Genomic DNA, 17,118 nt, shown 5'->3' with positions numbered 1-17,118 from the left:
TAGTATGTGATATGATTGATTTTATTAGTTATACCATTTCATATATTTGGAGGGAACTTTATGGGATTACCTGAGCCTAACATAGTAGAATTAGACACCTTTAAAATAATAGGTACTAAATATTTTGGCAAAAATCAACATAATGAAGTAAATAAACTTTGGGATGATTTCTATCCAAGAATTAAAGAAATTAAAAGTAGAATAAATGAGAATAAAAACTACGGCATATGTGAATTATTCCCCGGTAGTTCTAAATTTTCTTATATATCCTCTGTTAAAGTTGCCAATTCTGAGGAAGTTCCAAAGAATATGATGTGCAGAATAATACCTTTTTCTAAATATGCATTGTTTACCCATAAGGGATCTTTAAATAGTCTTGGTCAAACTTACGAATATATATATGGAGTATGGCTACCTAATTCACCTTATGAACACTCAACATTGCCTGATATAGAAGAATATGATAATACCTATTGTGACGATAATCCTGAGGAATGTCTTATTAATATATACATACCTATTAAGTATATACAATAAAGTATATACGGCACTTTCTATAAGTAATAGAAAGTGCCGTAATTTTAATTATTTAACATACCAAAAATCTTCTAGTATTTTTATAATATCTCCCTGATTCTTTTTGAAAATAGTAAGCCAATGCTTAGGAAATAAACTTCTATAGGAAACTGTACCAAATCTAGTGTCTATAAGAAGTACAACTCCCTTATCACTTTCCCTTCTTATTACCCTTCCTGCTGCTTGCATGACCTTATTCATCCCTGGATATATATATGAATATTGAAATCCTTTTGAGTTTTTTTCATCATAATAATCTCTTATTAAATTCCTTTCTGCACAGATTTGAGGCATACCAACTCCTACCACCACCGCTCCTATTAGCTTATCACCGGTCAAATCTATCCCTTCGCCAAACATCCCTCCCATTACAACAAACCCTACCAAAGTTTCATCTTTTTCTTCACTAAATTTTTCTAAAAAGTTTTCCTTTTCCTGTTCATCCATACTATAATTTTGCTTTATACATTGTACTTTTAAATTTAAGTCCATAAATTTTTCATACAATACTTCCATATATTCATAGGAAGGTGCAAAAACTAAATAATTTCCTTTTTTAGATTTAACTACATTGTATATATCTTGTACCACTTGGTTGTATGTATACTTTCTTTGAGAATATTTAGTAGAAATCTTATTATCTACAATTAAGCATAAATTTTTCTCTGGAAATGGAGATTTAAGCCTTAATTTATAACTTTCACCCTCCCCATTAAGTACGTTCATATAATAATCCATTGGAGCTAAGGTAGCTGAAAAAAATATAGTAGATTTAACTACTTTTCCAAAGTCCTCTATAAATTTAGATGGATCTAAGCAAAATAACTTCAATATAACATCATCTTTTTCTTTTTTAAAATAACTTACATACTGTTCCCCATACCATTCACAAACCTTACAAAATCTATGAACATTAAAATATACCTCTAAAAGTTCGTCTTTAAACTCCCACTCTTCTTCCTTACTCAGCCATTTATCACATATACTTAAAAACTTTTTAGATAAAGAATAAATATCTTCCGGTAAATTTTTATTTATATAATATTCATCTGTCATCTTCTTTTTATTTTTGAGAAAAAATGAATTTATTTTATTTAAACTTTTACATAAATCTGGTATCTCTTCTCTTACTATTTTTTTTAAACTCAACATAGCTTTTTTACTTAATTCAGCTGAATACATCTCTCTACTTCTATCTACTAGATTGTGCGCTTCATCTACTAAAATTACATAATCATTATAAGAATCAAAAAATCTTTTCAGATAAACTCTAGGGTCAAACACATAATTATAATCACAAATTATACAATCAGCCCAATTGCATAAATCAAGAGATAACTCAAAGGGACACACTCTGTATTTTTCAGCATATACTTTAATTTTATCATCATTTATCAAATCTTCATTTTGAAAAATCTCTCCTAATGCATCTGTAACCCTGTCATAGTGTCCTTTTGCATAGGGACATATGTCAGGATCACAATTTTTATCTTTAAAACATATCCTTTCTTTGGAAGTTAATGAAACCACCTTTATTTTAAGTCCATTTTCTAACATATAGTTCATAGTATCTTCTGCAGCTATTTTACCCATATTTTTAGCCGTCAAATAAAAGATCTTTGAACAAATTTCCTCTCCCATTGCTTTTATGCTTGGGAATAAAGTGGCTAAAGTTTTTCCTGTACCCGTTGGAGCCTCTGCAAACAATTTTTTTCCCTTCTTTAGGGTTTTATATACCCCTATAGCAAATTCTCTCTGACCCTTTCTATAATTACTAAATGGGAATTTAAAGTCTTTTATAGAATTATCTCTAACACTTCTCCAACTTTGTCTCATCTTTGCATACTTTATATATCTATTTAGCATTTGATTAAAAAAATTCTTTAATTCTTCAAAAGAAAACTCTTTTATAAATGTTTTTATATCCTCATCTACAAAAGAATAATATGTGAGTTGGACCTTTATATTACTTAAGGAATTCTCCTCTGAGTATATATATCCATAACATTGAGCCTGCGCCCAATGAGCCAAATTAAATTCCTCATATATCTCTTCTAAAGGTCTTGTGGTAGTTTTTATTTCATCTATTATAACTTCATTTTCTAAAATTATTACACCATCCGCTCTTCCACTTACCTCTATTTTTATATCATTTACATCTGAAGTATGACATAGGTAAAATTCCTTATTATAATTTTCTCCACCTTTTTTTTGAATTTTTTGATGAATTTTTATTGCATCTATATTTCTAGATACTCCTTTAAAACTAGATACCAAGTCTCCTCTTCTATATAAAAATTCTACTAAATCTCTTACTGAAACTTTTATTATATCCCTATTATCCATGTGATAATTCCTCCAAATTCTAAAAAGGTAAATAAAATATAAAAAGCGGTAAGTATTCCTTAAACCCGCATTTTATAGTATCTTTATTTAATTAAAATACAAAACTCTATTTCTTAATAAAATAATATATTATTGCTATTATAAGAATAGCCACTAAAAAAGGTACTCCAAATACAAATTTAAATACTGCAGAAATTATAGCTAAAATTATACCAACTACAAATACAACTGCAACTATTGGTAAGACCACAGCTCCCAATATAGCCGCCACAAGTACTAGTACTATTAAAGTTAAAATTATACCCAGTAATATCCCCATATACAATCCCCCTTAATATGAATTTATTAAATATATTTTACCACATCCTCTATATATTTCATAAAACTAAATTACAATTATTTATTTTATGATATAATATAGTCTTTTAATGCTCTTGCCCTAGTAGGATGCCTTAATTTTCTTATGGCTTTAGCCTCTATCTGTCTTATTCTCTCTCTAGTTATTTTGTAATACTTTCCTATTTCTTCTAAAGTTTTAGGCTCCCTTTCATATAATCCAAATCTATCCCTTATTATTTTTTCTTCTCTCGGTGATAAAGTTTGAAGTACTCTTTCTATATCTTTTCTTAGCAAATTTCTATAAACTTTATCTTCTACATTAAAATCATCATATACATAACTATTTAAACTATAGTATGAGGGGATTATATCTAAAAGCTCTCCTTCATCACTTCCATCTTCAGAACTAGCACTTTGATTTAATGAAACTATCCACTTTATTTTATCCTCAAACTCCTTCATCTCTTCATATTCCTCTAATGAAATATTCAATTTGCTACATATAAACTCTTTTTTTATATATCCATAGCTACACAGTTGACTTTTTTCTATTCTATTTATTTTATTTATCTTTTCAATTACGTGAACAGGAAGTCTTACTAAAAAACCTTTATCGTATATGGCCCTATCTATGTGTTGATTTATCCAATAATAAACATAAGTAGAGAACTCCGTACCTTTATTAATATCAAATTTTTCTATACCCTTTATAAGACCTATTACTCCCTCTTGAATCAAATCTTCATAGGTAAAAGATGATATCTTGGATTTTTTAAAAGCTATTTTTCTTACTAAATTTATATTGTTCAATATTAATTTTTCTTTTGCCTTCATATCTCCATTAGCTTTATAAAGGTATATAAGTTTCTTATTATTTTCATAGGATATATTTTTACTGTCAGTTTCCTGGTGCAATTTGTTTATATCATGAATATCACAATACATTTAAAATCACCAACCAATCAATGCAATATATTATTAATGTTCTATATTATATTAAAAAATCCCTTTATAAATTACATTTTTTTAAATATTTTAACATTTACTATATGTCATTGATCTTTATACTTGAAACCATTCTATAAAAAAGTATTTTTATAAAATGATTATCCCACAATAAGAATTACATTACCTAAATTATGAAATCTCTCTGGAATGCCTTGCATAAGAAGCGAAGGAACTATTTAAATTTAATTTATTGTTCCGGGCTCTTATGCTAGGCATGGAGGAGAAATCCCATAAATCCACTACATTGTACCTTTTTGTGGTTAAATCATATTATAAGAAACCTCCATCCACTGTTATTATTTGTCCAGTTATATATCCTGAAGATTCATCACATAAAAATCCTACTACCTTTCCTATATCTTCTCCTTGTCCCATTCTCATCATAGGTATTTCTTCAATCAAAGCTTTTTTTTCTTCTGCAGAAAAACATTTATTCATTTCCGTATCTATGACTCCTGGTGATACAGCATTAACTCTAATGCAAGAAGGCGCTAATTCTTTAGCTAAAGCCTTCGTAAAAGAGTTTACCGCTCCCTTAGATGCTGAATATATAACTTCACAAGAAGCTCCTACATTGCCCCATATGGATGAAATATTAACAATATTACCTTTTTTCCTACTTATCATGTGCTCCACCACCGCATGACAACAGTTAAATACTCCTTTAAAGTTTACATTCATTATGTCATCAAAGTCTTTCTCTTTTAGGTCCATGAATAAACCAACTTTTGATATACCTGCATTGTTAACTAATATATCTATTTTAGAAAACCTATTTATTATATCTTCCATCATGCTTTTACAGAAATAATAGTTGCTTACATCGCCTTTATACAAAAAACCTCTTCCACCATTTTCATTAATTAATTTTACCGTTTTCTCTGCCCCGTTTTGGTCTTCTTTATAATTTACTATAACATTTGCTCCTCTTTTAGCAAGTTCTACAGCAATACTTCTACCTATACCTCTAGAAGCTCCTGTAACTACTGCTATTTTACCACCTAAACTCACTGTATCAACTCCCTTACTTTCAATCATTTATCTATACCATCTCTAGAAAGTACTCCTTGTGTATAGTAATGTTTTATTTCTTTCATTTCCGTAACTAAGTCTGCCATTTCTATAATTTCTTCTGGAGCATACCTACCTGTTATCACCACTTCTATTTGGTCATTTCTATTTTTTACTGCATCCACTACATCTTTTACATCTACTAAATTATAGTAAAATGCTATAGTTATTTCATCTAATATAACCAAAGAATACTCCCTTGAATTAAGAATTTGCTTACATTTCCTCCAGGCTTCTTTTGCAGCTAATATGTCTTCTTCCTGCGGCTCTCTATTTATAAAACACTCTCTGCCTAATTGCTCTATGATTATATTAGGTATATATTCTACTACCTTACACTCATTGTATTTCATTCCTTTTATAAACTGTCCAATATAAACATTTTTTCCTGACATAGCCGCTCTAATTGCAAGTCCTATAGCTGCTGTAGTTTTACCTTTACCATTTCCTGTATATACATGGACATATGACTTTTTCATTAAAACACTCCCTCTTGTAATAACTATAGTTTTATTTACATATTAAAAACAATAGAAGACATAACTATTAAAGTAACTATCTCTATAGCTTCACTAGTAAATCCTAAAGTATCTCCAGTGTGACCACCTATATAATGTTTACAAAATATATTTATTAGTAAAGTTAACAATATATCTACTATAGCAATTATTAAAAAGTTTCCTGCCCCTACTATAGGTACTATTATAATCATTCCTATTAAAGAGGATACTATTACTCCTATGAGCTCTACATTTCCTATAAATACATTTCCCGAACCAGTTTTTTTTGCAGTATTCCCAATGTAGCATATAAATACCACACAACACTTTGCCATTACAGGAACCGCTATAATCCATAAACTAAAGCCCCCAGTAATTAAATTTGATATTCCTGCATACTTTAAAATAAAATTGCAAATTATAGCTATACATGAATAAGTTCCAATTCTACTGTCCTTCATTACCTCTATTATTTTTTCTTTTCCTCCTTTAAAGGAAAAAAAACCATCAAACACATCTCCCCATCCATCTACATGGAGAGCTCCTGTTATTAGAAGTGCTGCTATTATTGCAAAAACTGCCACTATATTTACAGGCAAAATTCTACTAAAAACATATACCACTATCCATTGAACGCCGCCAATTATAAGTCCAATTACAGGGAAAAATATTATTCCATTTTTAAAATTGTCCATTTCACAAGGCAAATTTTTATTTATAGGTATTCTTGTTAAAAACTGTACAAAAAGTAGAAAATTATTAAAGAATTCCTTCACTATACTCATCTCCAATTATTTAAATTGTAAAATTATCTTTTAGTAAACTTTTATTTCGCAAGTATAATATGATTATCTCACAAAAAGCATTACATTACTTGAATTATGAAATTTCATAATTCCACCGCATTGACCTTTTTGTGGTTTAATCATAATATTTATTATTAATTATTTTAGTTTTAGTGGCAGTCCACAGGCCGTAAAATAAACTTCGTGACTTTTTCTAGCTATAAATTGATTGGTAAACCCTGCAATATCTCTAAAAATTCTACTCAACTTATACTCCGGCACCAAACCACTTCCCACTTCGTTAGTTACCATAACTAGATTTATATCTTTCTCCTTGGCTTTATCTATAAACTTTCCAAATTGATCTTTTATGTATATCAATAGCTCATCCACTTCTTCCATGGACATACTATCAAAGTCCTTGTGTTCTTCAAACATTAAATTAGTTATCATAACAGTAACACAATCTAGCATTATGTTTTTATGGGTACATTTCTCTACAACTTTGTCTAAATCCTTAAATCCCTCATAGGTTTGCCATTTTGCATTTCTGCTTTCCCTATGTTTTTTGATTCTATCCTTCATCTCTCCATCTGTAATTATTGCCGTAGCTATATAAAGCACATCATTTGTATCCTTCAACAAATTCTCTGCAAAACTACTTTTCCCACTTCTACTTCCACCAGTAACTAAAACAACTTTACTCACTTTAAAAGTCTCCCCTTCCTATATGCTATAATTCTAGTGCTAAATTATTTCTCTCGTAATCACTAATGTGCCCATCGAACTTTTCTTACAAAAACTTCAAAAATATTTTGTACTGAATTTTAAATTGAACTTCTTTTATTTCACTAGCAAACTAGTCAACTAATAAAGCGTGTGTTATGGAATCCAAATAAAGATTTCCATATTCATATTTAATCAAAACTCTATCTCCATTTGAACAAGCAAACTTCCAAAACAAATCCATGTTGCCATCCATTACATAGCATAAAATTGCCTTAATAACTCCTGAATGGGTTACAACCAGCACATTATCGTAGCTCATTTCTTTTAATTCATCCATAAAATTAGAAACCCTTTCATACATCTCCATATAGGTTTCTCCATTAGGCGGTCTAAAGTTTTTCCAATCTTTCACCCACAATTGGCACTCCTTTGGATAATCTTTAGATAGTTCTTCAAAAGTTTTCCCCTCAAAATCGCCAAAACTGGTTTCTTTTAATCTCTCATCCCTAAATAGCGGCATGGACTTTTCGCTTAATATAATTTTTGCTGTTTCATATGCCCTTTTAGTATCACTTATATAAACCTTATCTATATTCACATTATTAAAGAATTTTGATAAAGTTTCTATTTGGGCAATTCCTTTTTTATTTAACCCTACATTCATACTGCCATAATAGGTTCCTTTTGCATTTTCAGCAGTTTCCCCATGCCGTACTAAGTATATATTCATTTCTCCATAAAACCTCATCTCTTTTTTAATCTTCAATTATAATCTTACACTAGGGTTTAAAATTTATTAGTTCAATTTTCGCAGTTATAATAGGTAATAGCTAAGAAGTAAGAAGTAATAGTTGTAGTGAAAATTCAGCTTTACTGAATTTTTTCAATAGTTTTTACTTTTTACCTATTAGTTCTCACCTTTTCACTTTTACTTCTTACCTTATGTTTATTTTTCTCTTATATCTATATATTCATTAACATCTAGTGCTGCATCTTCAAAAGTTCCCATGTTTTCCATAGTATAAATTGCAGCTTCTATTATATTAAAAGCCAAAGGGCATCCAGATCCTTCTCCCAATCTCATTTTTAAATTCAATAATGGTTCTACTCCTATTTCTTTTAACATGTGTATGGCAGCTGGTTCTGCTGATAAATGTGATGAAAATATATAATTTTTGCATAAAGGATTTAATCTACAAGCACACAAAGCAGCTGCCGACGCTATAAATCCATCTATCACAATGGGCACTCTATTTTTAGCTGCTCCTAAAAAACAGCCACAAAGCCCTGCAATGTCATACCCACCAACTTTAGATAATACATCTATAACATCACTTTTATCTGGCTTGTTTACTTCTATAGCCTTTCTAATGGCCTCTCTTTTACACATTAATTGTGTATCTGTTATACCAGAACCCTTTCCTGCAGTAATTTCTGGCTCTAAATCACAAAGCACACTTAAAACTGCTGCACTAGTAGTGGTATTTCCCACTCCCATTTCTCCTGTACCAAATAAATTTACTCCTTCTTCTACTAGGTTATCTACCATTTCTATACCAATTTCTACCGCTCTTATGGCTTGTTCTCTTGTCATAGCAGGTTCCTTAGCCATGTTTTTTGTACCATAAGAAATTTTTTTATCTATTATTAAATTATTATGGAAATCACAATTTACACCTATATCTACCACCGTCATATCTGTGTTAGTGAACTTAGAAAGAACATGAACCCCAGTTATATCTCTAGTAAAATTATTTGTAACTATACTTGTTATCTTTTGAGAATTATTACTTACATTCTCCTCTACAACTCCATTATCCGAACACATTATTATTATATTTTTATTTTTTATCTTAGGAAAAACTTCTCCCGTAATACCTGCCATTTGAGCAGCTATTTCTTCAAGCCTTCCCAAACTTCCAATAGGTTTGGTTAAATTATCTATTCTATCCCACGCTTTTTTTATAGCCTCTTCTTTTAATGGCTTAATTTCCTTTATTGTACTTTTTAATAATGACATTTTCAATCCCCCATCCATATGTACCTTTCTTAATAATACTAACATATTTCTTTTATTTCAGTAAATAGTTCGTGAATTTTAATTCTTATATAAAAAAATAAAATAACATAATAAAAAAAGTTGCAAGACCTTACCATTTCAGGTATAGCCTTGCATATATATCTTTTATTAATTTAATTCCGCTATTAAAAACTTTATTTTTATTCCTTGCTCTACGAATTTAGATTCATATTCAGTAACTATATTATCATTAAAATTTTCATTATGTAAATCTCTAGTTAAATATTTAAAACTAAATCCACTTTCCTTAAAATACTCCAAAGATTCCTCAAACAATTCATCATCATCAGTTTTAAACCATATTTGGCACCCTTTTTCTATAAACTGTTTATAGTATTCTAAAAATTTTGTATGAGTAAGCCTTCTCTTTTTATGTCTTTCCTTAGGCCATGGATTACAAAAATTTATAAATATTCTTTTAATTTCTCCCTTTTGAAATACATCAGATATTCCCATTATATTCATAGCTGTTATTCTTACATTTGTAATTTCCTCTTCTTGAAGTCTTCTAAGCACATATATTAAAACTTCATCTTTAAGATCCACTGCTACAAAATTTTTATCTAGATGTTTCAAAGCTGCTTTAGATACAAATCCACCTCTTCCACATCCTAATTCTAAATATATATCATTATCATTTCTAAATTCTTCATGCCATCTTCCTTTTAATTCTTTAGCATCTGAAATGAATGCTTCACTTTTCTCTAATTCAGGTCTTGCCCACCATTTTTTCCTTAGTCTCATGTTCTTCCTCCTATATACATAACATACGTCTATAATTTTAACATAGAAAAGTTGTATAAAACAATAAAAAATCCAAAAATAAGAAGCAAAGAGTTAATCTTCTCTGCTTCTACTAAAAGTATGTTGATACTTCCGAACCTATTTACTGCCATTGAAAATCCATCTGAAGATATTATAGCTATTGTATGAATATTTTTCTACTAAATGAAACTTGCTATTTTAAAGAAAAAACTAACTATAGCTCTATAAGGAAAGCCTATTATTAAAGAAGCTATAGAAATTCTTAATCCTGGCAATGGGACTATAAATAAAACAAGTATCACCATTTGATAACCATAAATTACATCTGAAAATTTATAAAAAAACTTGTGGAATAAATCTTTTAAAACATGAAATCCATCTAGTCCTGGTATAGGCAATAAATTAAATAAAAATAGAAGTACATTAATTTCTACTACTCCTCGCAATATGTAAAGTATAAGGAACATTATGGTATTGACTTTTCGTCCAAAATCCCCAATAAAAATATGATTAGCTATAAAACCATAAATCAATACAAAAATCAATGCTGCTAATAAATTTGAAATAGGGCCTGCTATGGATACTTTTAAATCATCTTTATAATAATTTTTAAAAGCTCTAGGATTAGTTTCAACAGGTTTTGCCCATCCAAATCCTAAAATCAGTATCATGATAAATCCTATTGGGTCTATGTGATTAATAGGATTTAATGTGAGTCTTCCTTGAAATCTAGGTGTTTTATCACCTAGTTTATCTGCTATCTTTGCATGAGCATATTCATGCACGGTAAATGCTACTAATATAGCTGGAATAATTAATATTTTTTCTAATATATATTCTCTACTGAACAAACTTCTCTCCCCCTAAAATATTAAAAATTTATTTACGCACTAAAGTTTTCTAATCTTCAACCCCTAGTCTCCAATTACCATTTAGATAATTATAATTTGCTGTCTAGACTTGATGCCCAGAAATTAGGGGCTTATAAATCAATAGTAATTAATAATTATTTTATTTCTTCTCTTTTAATATCTCCACTCTGATTTTTATAAAGGAAACCATATTTATAAAATCCAATAAAACTTCCTTTGTATTTAAATACTTTATCAGAATTATACCCTTTAACTAAGTTATGCTTTCCATCTTCTACATAAACTTCCCCATTGGCTTTTACATAAATACTACTTAAACTATATTCCTTGTCTAAACTTATCTTCTTAAAATTTTTATTCTTCATGTTATTCAAATTACTTGCATTATCAATATATAATATATCACTAATCCTTGAATTTCCCATTGCATAGAAATAAATATTTCCTCTATCATCCAAATTCCACAGCCTACCACTAGCTAATTTACATATGTCTTTACATTCCCCCTTATTATATTGCATTAGTACAGAATCCTCTAGGTTCTCATATAAAAGTATATTTTCTTTAGTCACAAGCATATTTCCTATATGAGTTTCACCTAAATCTACTTCCTTTACATTTTTCATTAAATCCACCATATATACCTTAGATTTTTCATCCTCTACAATATTTACATATATCATTTCTATTACTGGAGATACAAGTATGTTTCCAGTAATTCCTTGATTATTTGACCAAGCTAAATGTGCTATTTCTTCTTTTTCATGCTTTTTTACATCATAGTAGGATATATTAATTCTATTAGAATTTTTTTCTTTTTGCGCTTCTAATATCAACATTCTATCCCTATTTTCCACCCATGTATAATCCAATATTGTGCTTTTTTCACTTATTGGTAAACTTTCGTTTACACCTTTTTCTACATGTATTATATTCAGTTTTTCTTCTGTTAAATAGCTAATATAGCTACCTTCATGAGATATCTTTATATTTTTTGTCTCTAAAGGTATACTAGCTTTTGTATTATAATTTTCTTCTTTTTCTTTATATATTAACTTTGTTATTTTAACATTAATGTTATTATCTAATATGTATTTATCTAAATACCAAAGCAAAGATGTTTCTATAAATACACCTATTATAACCCATAATAGAACCTTTTGAAATTTTTTCATAAAATCACCTTATCATTTATTTAGCAACAATATAATATGATTATCCCACAAAAAGTATTAAGTTACTTTAATTATAAAATTTCATAATTTCACCACATTGTACCTTATTGTGGGTTAATCATAATATTATTTTTCTACATACACAATAGAAGGAACCGTTCTTTCACCTAAAGGGTCTGAAGGATTATTTAGTATATCTCCTTTATAGTACATAGTGGAAGATGATCCTCCATCTAAATTAGTGGCATTATAAGCGGCAAACTGAATCATTATGTCCTGTAAATCCTTTAAACTAGCTCCATAACTACTAGGTTGTCTTCCATCTATAACCAATAAAATTATACTTCCATCTTTTCTCTGACCTATAGCTGTCCTTGGAGCAATACCCCATCCACCATCTCCTTTGACTACAGTACCCTTTCCATCAATAACTATTGGAGGCCCAAAAGATATGGCATCTCTTACCTTTAAACTCTCTAATTCCTTAAAATTATAGTTTCCCACTAATAGCACTCCATCTTCCGTGAAAGCCATAACATACATTTGAGAGTCTCTTCCTACACTTTTACAGATATTCCTTCCATTGGATATTAAAATACCCATAGGTTTTGCACCTGAACTAACCCATGATTCTTCCTGCTCGTTGTAAGCAAAAGCTCCACCATTTACAGCTGCTATAGCTTTATTTCTTTCTGCTATCTTACTTGTAGTTTCTCCTTCTAATCCAATTTTACCACTATACCCCACTTTTATTTTACTAGGATCATCTATAATTAGCACATATCCCTTAAATCTTTTACTGCTGATAGAATATTTCTCTATACTTGTTTTTTTAATTCTATTTTTTATATTATTTTTTATTTCTTCCAAGTTCTTTTGCTTTTTTATATCAAATTTATTTTCACTTAAAATTTCATCTATACGATCTTGTGATAAAATTTTTTTTGCTATATATTGATGACTTAAAGTAGTCATTGAAGCCCCTACCATAGTTTTTTTAATATTTTCAAATGGACCCCAAAATATAAAAAATGGAATGGTTATAAATATAAATACCACTTGAAAAACTAAGAAAGCTAAAATTTTAGTGATTTTCTTATTTCTTTTCAAATTTATCACCTTTCTTAAACTATACAAGTATAAAGTAAAATATATCACAAGTATATATTCATTACAACATATTCCACATGCCTATAGTAATATAAATTTTTTTAATTTTTAGTTAACATATTATTTCCCAATAAATAATGTCTAATCACCAAATTACTATACTGTTTATTCACTAGCAACTGGCAATTAGACACTAAAAATTGGGCGTAATAATTAATATTATATTATTTTTAATAATGTATGATTAAAATATTTTATAATCTTTTAGCTCCTTCATATGCTAAAGAAGATCTTTCACATTCTTCATAATTTAAGGTAAGCTGATAACAAAGGTTGCTGCCCTTCATTTTCTCTGAAGCATAACACAATCCATTGAATTTAAAGTCTAAAGACGGTTGATCTATTTGTTCTGGATCTCCTATAAGTATTAGTTTAGTACCCTTTCCAATTCTAGTAATTATAGCTTTAATTTGTTTAGGAGAAAGGTTTTGTGCCTCATCAATGATTACCCAGTTTTTATATATAGACCTACCTCTTAAGTATGCTACTGCCTCAGTAGTTATAATTCTTTTATCAAAAAACTCTCTTATTTTATCATTGAGCTCATCTTCCTCCTTACATTTATAATAGGAATTCACTAAAACCTCCAGATTATCATACACTGGTCTCATAAAAGGCAATATTTTGTCTTGCTCCGATCCAGGTAGAAATCCAATTTCCTCATCCATAGTTACATTAGCTCTACAAACTAAAATCCTCCTGTATTCCCTAGAATTCGTTTCTAACACTTTGTAGAGTCCTATAGCTAGAGAAAATAATGTTTTAGCTGTGCCAGCAGGTCCCTTTATTATAACTAACGGCGCTTCATCACATTCCATAAAGAGAGCTTCTTGCATAAATTTTTGTCCTATATTTCTAGGTGATATATTAAGAGGCCTTATATTGCTATATATTAAAGGAACAACTCTCTTGCCATCATATCTTCCTAATGCAGTTTTTCTAGGATTTTCTATAGCTCTAATCAATATAAATTCATTTACTATTAAATTAGGACGGATATACTCCTCTTTTTCTTCACAGTAACAAAACAATTCTTTTAAATCAATACATTTTCTTATATAAAACTCATTTACATTTTCTTCAGAAGCATACAATTCTGTCCTTCCAGTATAGTTTGTACTATAGCTGCTGTGGATATTATCCGAGAAATCACCAACTTGAATTCCCAAAGCATCACACTTTATTCTCTGCATAATATCCATGGTAACTAAATACACGTCTTCACCTTTTTCCTTTAATCCTTTGCAGATTTGAATTATTCTATTATCAGGTTTATTTTTATCCCAAGACTTTGGTATTCCTATTTCATAGTAATTCGTTTCCACTCTCAATTTTCTACCACTTGATAATATAATTCCGTCAACTAAATTTCCGTCCTTTCTAAGCTGTTCTATTAATTTAGCTACATGCCTAGCATTATAACCTATTTCTCCATTGTTTCTTTTAAAATTATCTAACTCTTCCAGTACTACTTCCGGTATTACCACATCACCGCTTTGGAAATTTAATATAGATTCTGGAGAATATAAAAGCACATTTGTATCTATAATATATGTCCGACTCAATATATAATTGTTGGCATAATGTACAAGCCAACAAATCCTCCTTCCTATAATTGCTAAACCACTAAATTGTATTTACTATATTAATATTGTTTTATTTTCAATAGTATAACAATATTAAATTTCTTTATAAACAAATTTCTTAGTCTTAGATGAAGCTTTTGGTACATCTAAAACTAAGAAATTGTTATTTAAGAACGTAGCTACACTTTTATATCTTACTTTTATCTAAAATAGATTCTCTATCAAAATGTCCATATAATAAAGAAAGTTATATTATTTACCCTAGCTTTACAGATAATAATTTTTATTATATAATATAAGTAGTTTAAAAATAAGGAATGGTGATTATGAATAATATTACATCTGTTTTTAAGGAAAAGAGTCTAAAACTGACTCCTCAAAGAATAGCAGTTTACAAATATCTAAAATCAACTAAAGAGCACCCTTCTGCAGAGACAATTTATAAAGCTTTACAAAAGGACTATCCTACCATGAGTCTTGCTACAGTTTATAAAGCTTTAAAAACTTTAGTTGAAGTAAATTTAATACAAGAAATAAATGTGGGTGAAGGAAGTTTCCGATACGATGGAAACGTAAATTCTCATCCTCACATACAATGCCTAAACTGTGGTAGAGTAGATGACATTGAGAATCTATCTTTTTCTAAATTGAACGAAGATATTAAAGAATACACAAATTATTCAGTACTTTCCAATAAAATTTATTTCTACGGACTATGTCCTGATTGCAAGCATAAGTAGATTTACTACTTATGCTTTTTATTTATATGTACTCTTTACAACTTTCTTCCACTCTTCACCCGTATAATGTCCATTTAAAATTTCAGTTATTATTTTTTCTATACCCTTATTAATTTCTTTTGGAATGCTGTTATTTATTAGCATGTTTCTTCTATTACTATACTTTATGTGTTCTAAGAATACCTTTTCAGTACCTTCAGTAACTTTTTTACTTAATTCCATATTTCCTATGTAGAACCCTTGCTGCGATAATTTCTTTTGCAAGTCTTCAGTATATATAAACTTTATAAAATTTCTCACTTCTTCCTTATCTACACTGGCAGTATTTACACAAACTATTGGCTCAACTATAATAATGTTTCTAAAATTATTTTTGCTTAAATCTAATAATTCATATTTATAAATTTCTTCAAATTTATTCAAACCTTTTCCATTGTAGGCAGCTATAATTAATGGATATTCCTTTCCCTGTATTTCTTTCAAATTATCTGAGGACACTCTTTTAAAAGTTTTATTATTCAATATATTGTTTTTTTGTAGATAATTTATATATTGAAAAACTTTCTGTATATCCTTTGAATCTTTGTAGTATTTATCAGAACTTCCATAAAACTCGTCTATATTATTTTCAAGAGCTATATTACTAAATATTGTAGAAAATAAAACTTCATTAATTTCAATGTCTTCAGGTAAAATCACTGGAACCTCCATTCCTTTACTGTTTAGCTGCTTAAATAAACTGAATATATCATTGATATCCTTAGGGTAAGAAAGTTTCATCTTATCTGCAACATTCCCATTATACAACATTTCAACTGAAAATGGTAGTATACCTACTCCGTATATTCCATTATTATGTGTTCCATAATTACTTAATACCTCATAATATCTCTCTTTTATTTTTTCTTCTTTTATTATTAAAGATAGTTCACCAACAAACCCCTTATCTGCTAGTTGTATCATATTATTTCTATCTGAGAATATTAAATCAACTTTTTTCTCGTTCAATATAGCTGTAATTTCATTGAATTCTGTAAAATTAGTAATATTAACTCTATATTTTGTATTTATGCTTTCATATTGGTTTTTTATGTAATTTATTAAATACAAATTATCCCTATCTTCTAAATTCGTACAAATATTTATCTCTTTTAATCCACCTTTTTCTTCTACTTTATTTTTTTTCCCTTTACTGCATCCAATAAAACTAAAACATATAGAACATATTAAAATGCTAATTAATATTTTTTTTATGTTTTTCATAAAACACTTCACTCCATTTCAAAGGATTTTATTAAAATTAGTTTATGTAATTAATTAATTATATTATTCATGCATATACTTTAATGGGGGTGAATTATATGAAGTTAAAAGTA

The 17,118-nt window shown here is 28.8% G+C and carries 17 protein-coding genes; 2 read left to right on the top strand and 15 right to left on the bottom strand.

Translation table 11 applies throughout. The features are described 5' to 3' along the window. Positions 1-60: 60 nt before the first annotated feature. Positions 61-537 carry a GyrI-like domain-containing protein gene (locus tag CC89_RS04735; RefSeq protein WP_035289640.1) on the top strand — a complete coding sequence of 159 codons (477 nt, stop codon included), beginning with the start codon at positions 61-63 and terminating at the stop codon, positions 535-537. A 48-nt stretch (positions 538-585) separates the two neighbouring features. Here CC89_RS04735 and CC89_RS04730 read toward each other — a convergent pair whose 3' ends face one another. The 14 genes from CC89_RS04730 to CC89_RS04665 all read right to left on the bottom strand — a co-directional run bounded on the left by CC89_RS04730 (position 586) and on the right by CC89_RS04665 (position 14,981). Beyond that, entirely contained in the window at positions 586-2,922 is a 2,337-nt protein-coding gene (locus tag CC89_RS04730; protein ID WP_035289637.1) for an ATP-dependent DNA helicase, read from the bottom strand. A 106-nt stretch (positions 2,923-3,028) separates the two neighbouring features. Further along, a complete protein-coding gene (locus CC89_RS04725) occupies positions 3,029-3,241 on the bottom strand; it encodes a hypothetical protein (protein ID WP_035289634.1) in 213 nt (70 codons plus the stop codon). Positions 3,242-3,327: 86 nt separating this feature from the next. After that, positions 3,328-4,206, bottom strand: coding sequence for a sigma-70 family RNA polymerase sigma factor (locus CC89_RS04720; protein WP_051931493.1), 879 nt, complete (start codon positions 4,204-4,206; stop codon positions 3,328-3,330). Between the two features lie 333 nt (positions 4,207-4,539). Then, positions 4,540-5,307 (bottom strand): elongation factor P 5-aminopentanone reductase, encoded by a 768-nt coding sequence (gene ymfI, locus CC89_RS04715; RefSeq protein WP_502685618.1) that lies wholly within the window; start codon positions 5,305-5,307, stop codon positions 4,540-4,542. Beyond that, positions 5,304-5,819, bottom strand: a complete 516-nt coding sequence (cobO, locus tag CC89_RS04710) for a cob(I)yrinic acid a,c-diamide adenosyltransferase (RefSeq protein ID WP_035289632.1) — start codon at positions 5,817-5,819, stop codon at positions 5,304-5,306. The genes ymfI and cobO overlap by 4 nt, the downstream gene beginning before the upstream one ends. 35 nt (positions 5,820-5,854) lie before the next feature. Continuing rightward, positions 5,855-6,616, bottom strand: coding sequence for an adenosylcobinamide-GDP ribazoletransferase (gene cobS / locus CC89_RS04705; RefSeq protein WP_035289629.1), 762 nt, complete (start codon positions 6,614-6,616; stop codon positions 5,855-5,857). A gap of 168 nt (positions 6,617-6,784) precedes the next feature. Then, the gene (cobU, locus tag CC89_RS04700; RefSeq protein ID WP_035289627.1) at positions 6,785-7,333 is read right to left on the bottom strand and encodes a bifunctional adenosylcobinamide kinase/adenosylcobinamide-phosphate guanylyltransferase; all 549 of its coding nucleotides are present in this window, start codon (positions 7,331-7,333) and stop codon (positions 6,785-6,787) included. Between the two features lie 151 nt (positions 7,334-7,484). Further along, positions 7,485-8,084 (bottom strand): alpha-ribazole phosphatase, encoded by a 600-nt coding sequence (gene cobC, locus CC89_RS04695; protein WP_035289625.1) that lies wholly within the window; start codon positions 8,082-8,084, stop codon positions 7,485-7,487. 216 nt (positions 8,085-8,300) lie between these two features. Further along, on the bottom strand, positions 8,301-9,374 hold the full coding sequence (cobT, locus tag CC89_RS04690; protein WP_035289623.1) for a nicotinate-nucleotide--dimethylbenzimidazole phosphoribosyltransferase: 1,074 nt from the start codon (positions 9,372-9,374) through the stop codon (positions 8,301-8,303). A 168-nt stretch (positions 9,375-9,542) separates the two neighbouring features. Continuing rightward, on the bottom strand, positions 9,543-10,178 hold the full coding sequence (gene trmB, locus CC89_RS04685; protein ID WP_035289621.1) for a tRNA (guanosine(46)-N7)-methyltransferase TrmB: 636 nt from the start codon (positions 10,176-10,178) through the stop codon (positions 9,543-9,545). Between the two features lie 200 nt (positions 10,179-10,378). Then, positions 10,379-11,050 (bottom strand): site-2 protease family protein, encoded by a 672-nt coding sequence (locus CC89_RS04680; RefSeq protein WP_035289619.1) that lies wholly within the window; start codon positions 11,048-11,050, stop codon positions 10,379-10,381. A 155-nt stretch (positions 11,051-11,205) separates the two neighbouring features. Next, positions 11,206-12,246, bottom strand: coding sequence for a hypothetical protein (locus CC89_RS04675; protein WP_035289617.1), 1,041 nt, complete (start codon positions 12,244-12,246; stop codon positions 11,206-11,208). 126 nt (positions 12,247-12,372) lie between these two features. Continuing rightward, entirely contained in the window at positions 12,373-13,356 is a 984-nt protein-coding gene (locus CC89_RS04670; RefSeq protein ID WP_286161306.1) for a phosphodiester glycosidase family protein, read from the bottom strand. Positions 13,357-13,610: 254 nt separating this feature from the next. Next, positions 13,611-14,981 (bottom strand): PhoH family protein, encoded by a 1,371-nt coding sequence (locus tag CC89_RS04665; protein WP_035289614.1) that lies wholly within the window; start codon positions 14,979-14,981, stop codon positions 13,611-13,613. A gap of 347 nt (positions 14,982-15,328) precedes the next feature. Here CC89_RS04665 and perR point away from each other — a divergent pair, with 347 nt between their 5' ends. Next, a complete protein-coding gene (gene perR / locus CC89_RS04660) occupies positions 15,329-15,742 on the top strand; it encodes a transcriptional regulator PerR (protein ID WP_035289612.1) in 414 nt (137 codons plus the stop codon). A gap of 18 nt (positions 15,743-15,760) precedes the next feature. Here the strand turns inward: perR and CC89_RS04655 are convergent, their stop codons facing one another. Further along, the gene (locus tag CC89_RS04655) at positions 15,761-17,005 is read right to left on the bottom strand and encodes an extracellular solute-binding protein (RefSeq protein ID WP_035289610.1); all 1,245 of its coding nucleotides are present in this window, start codon (positions 17,003-17,005) and stop codon (positions 15,761-15,763) included. Between the last annotated feature and the right edge of the window lie 113 nt (positions 17,006-17,118).

Origin of the sequence: Clostridium sp. KNHs214 (assembly GCF_000744935.1) — a bacterium.
Classification (GTDB): domain Bacteria; phylum Bacillota; class Clostridia; order Clostridiales; family Clostridiaceae; genus Haloimpatiens.
The sequence above is the reverse complement of the archived record's forward strand: the minus strand, read 5'-3'. Positions and strand labels throughout refer to the sequence as shown.

Bases quoted from the DNA above. Each gene is read 5' to 3' on its own strand.
- cobO (WP_035289632.1), bottom strand. From the start codon at position 5,819: ATGAAAAAGTCATATGTCCATGTATATACAGGAAATGGTAAAGGTAAA.
- cobC (WP_035289625.1), bottom strand. From the start codon at position 8,084: ATGAATATATACTTAGTACGGCATGGGGAAACTGCTGAAAATGCAAAA.
- CC89_RS04730 (WP_035289637.1), bottom strand. From the start codon at position 2,922: ATGGATAATAGGGATATAATAAAAGTTTCAGTAAGAGATTTAGTAGAA.
- CC89_RS04725 (WP_035289634.1), bottom strand. From the start codon at position 3,241: ATGGGGATATTACTGGGTATAATTTTAACTTTAATAGTACTAGTACTT.
- CC89_RS04720 (WP_051931493.1), bottom strand. From the start codon at position 4,206: ATGTATTGTGATATTCATGATATAAACAAATTGCACCAGGAAACTGAC.
- ymfI (WP_502685618.1), bottom strand. From the start codon at position 5,307: ATGATTGAAAGTAAGGGAGTTGATACAGTGAGTTTAGGTGGTAAAATA.
- CC89_RS04735 (WP_035289640.1), top strand. From the start codon at position 61: ATGGGATTACCTGAGCCTAACATAGTAGAATTAGACACCTTTAAAATA.
- CC89_RS04675 (WP_035289617.1), bottom strand. From the start codon at position 12,246: ATGAAAAAATTTCAAAAGGTTCTATTATGGGTTATAATAGGTGTATTT.
- CC89_RS04655 (WP_035289610.1), bottom strand. From the start codon at position 17,005: ATGAAAAACATAAAAAAAATATTAATTAGCATTTTAATATGTTCTATA.
- trmB (WP_035289621.1), bottom strand. From the start codon at position 10,178: ATGAGACTAAGGAAAAAATGGTGGGCAAGACCTGAATTAGAGAAAAGT.
- perR (WP_035289612.1), top strand. From the start codon at position 15,329: ATGAATAATATTACATCTGTTTTTAAGGAAAAGAGTCTAAAACTGACT.
- cobT (WP_035289623.1), bottom strand. From the start codon at position 9,374: ATGTCATTATTAAAAAGTACAATAAAGGAAATTAAGCCATTAAAAGAA.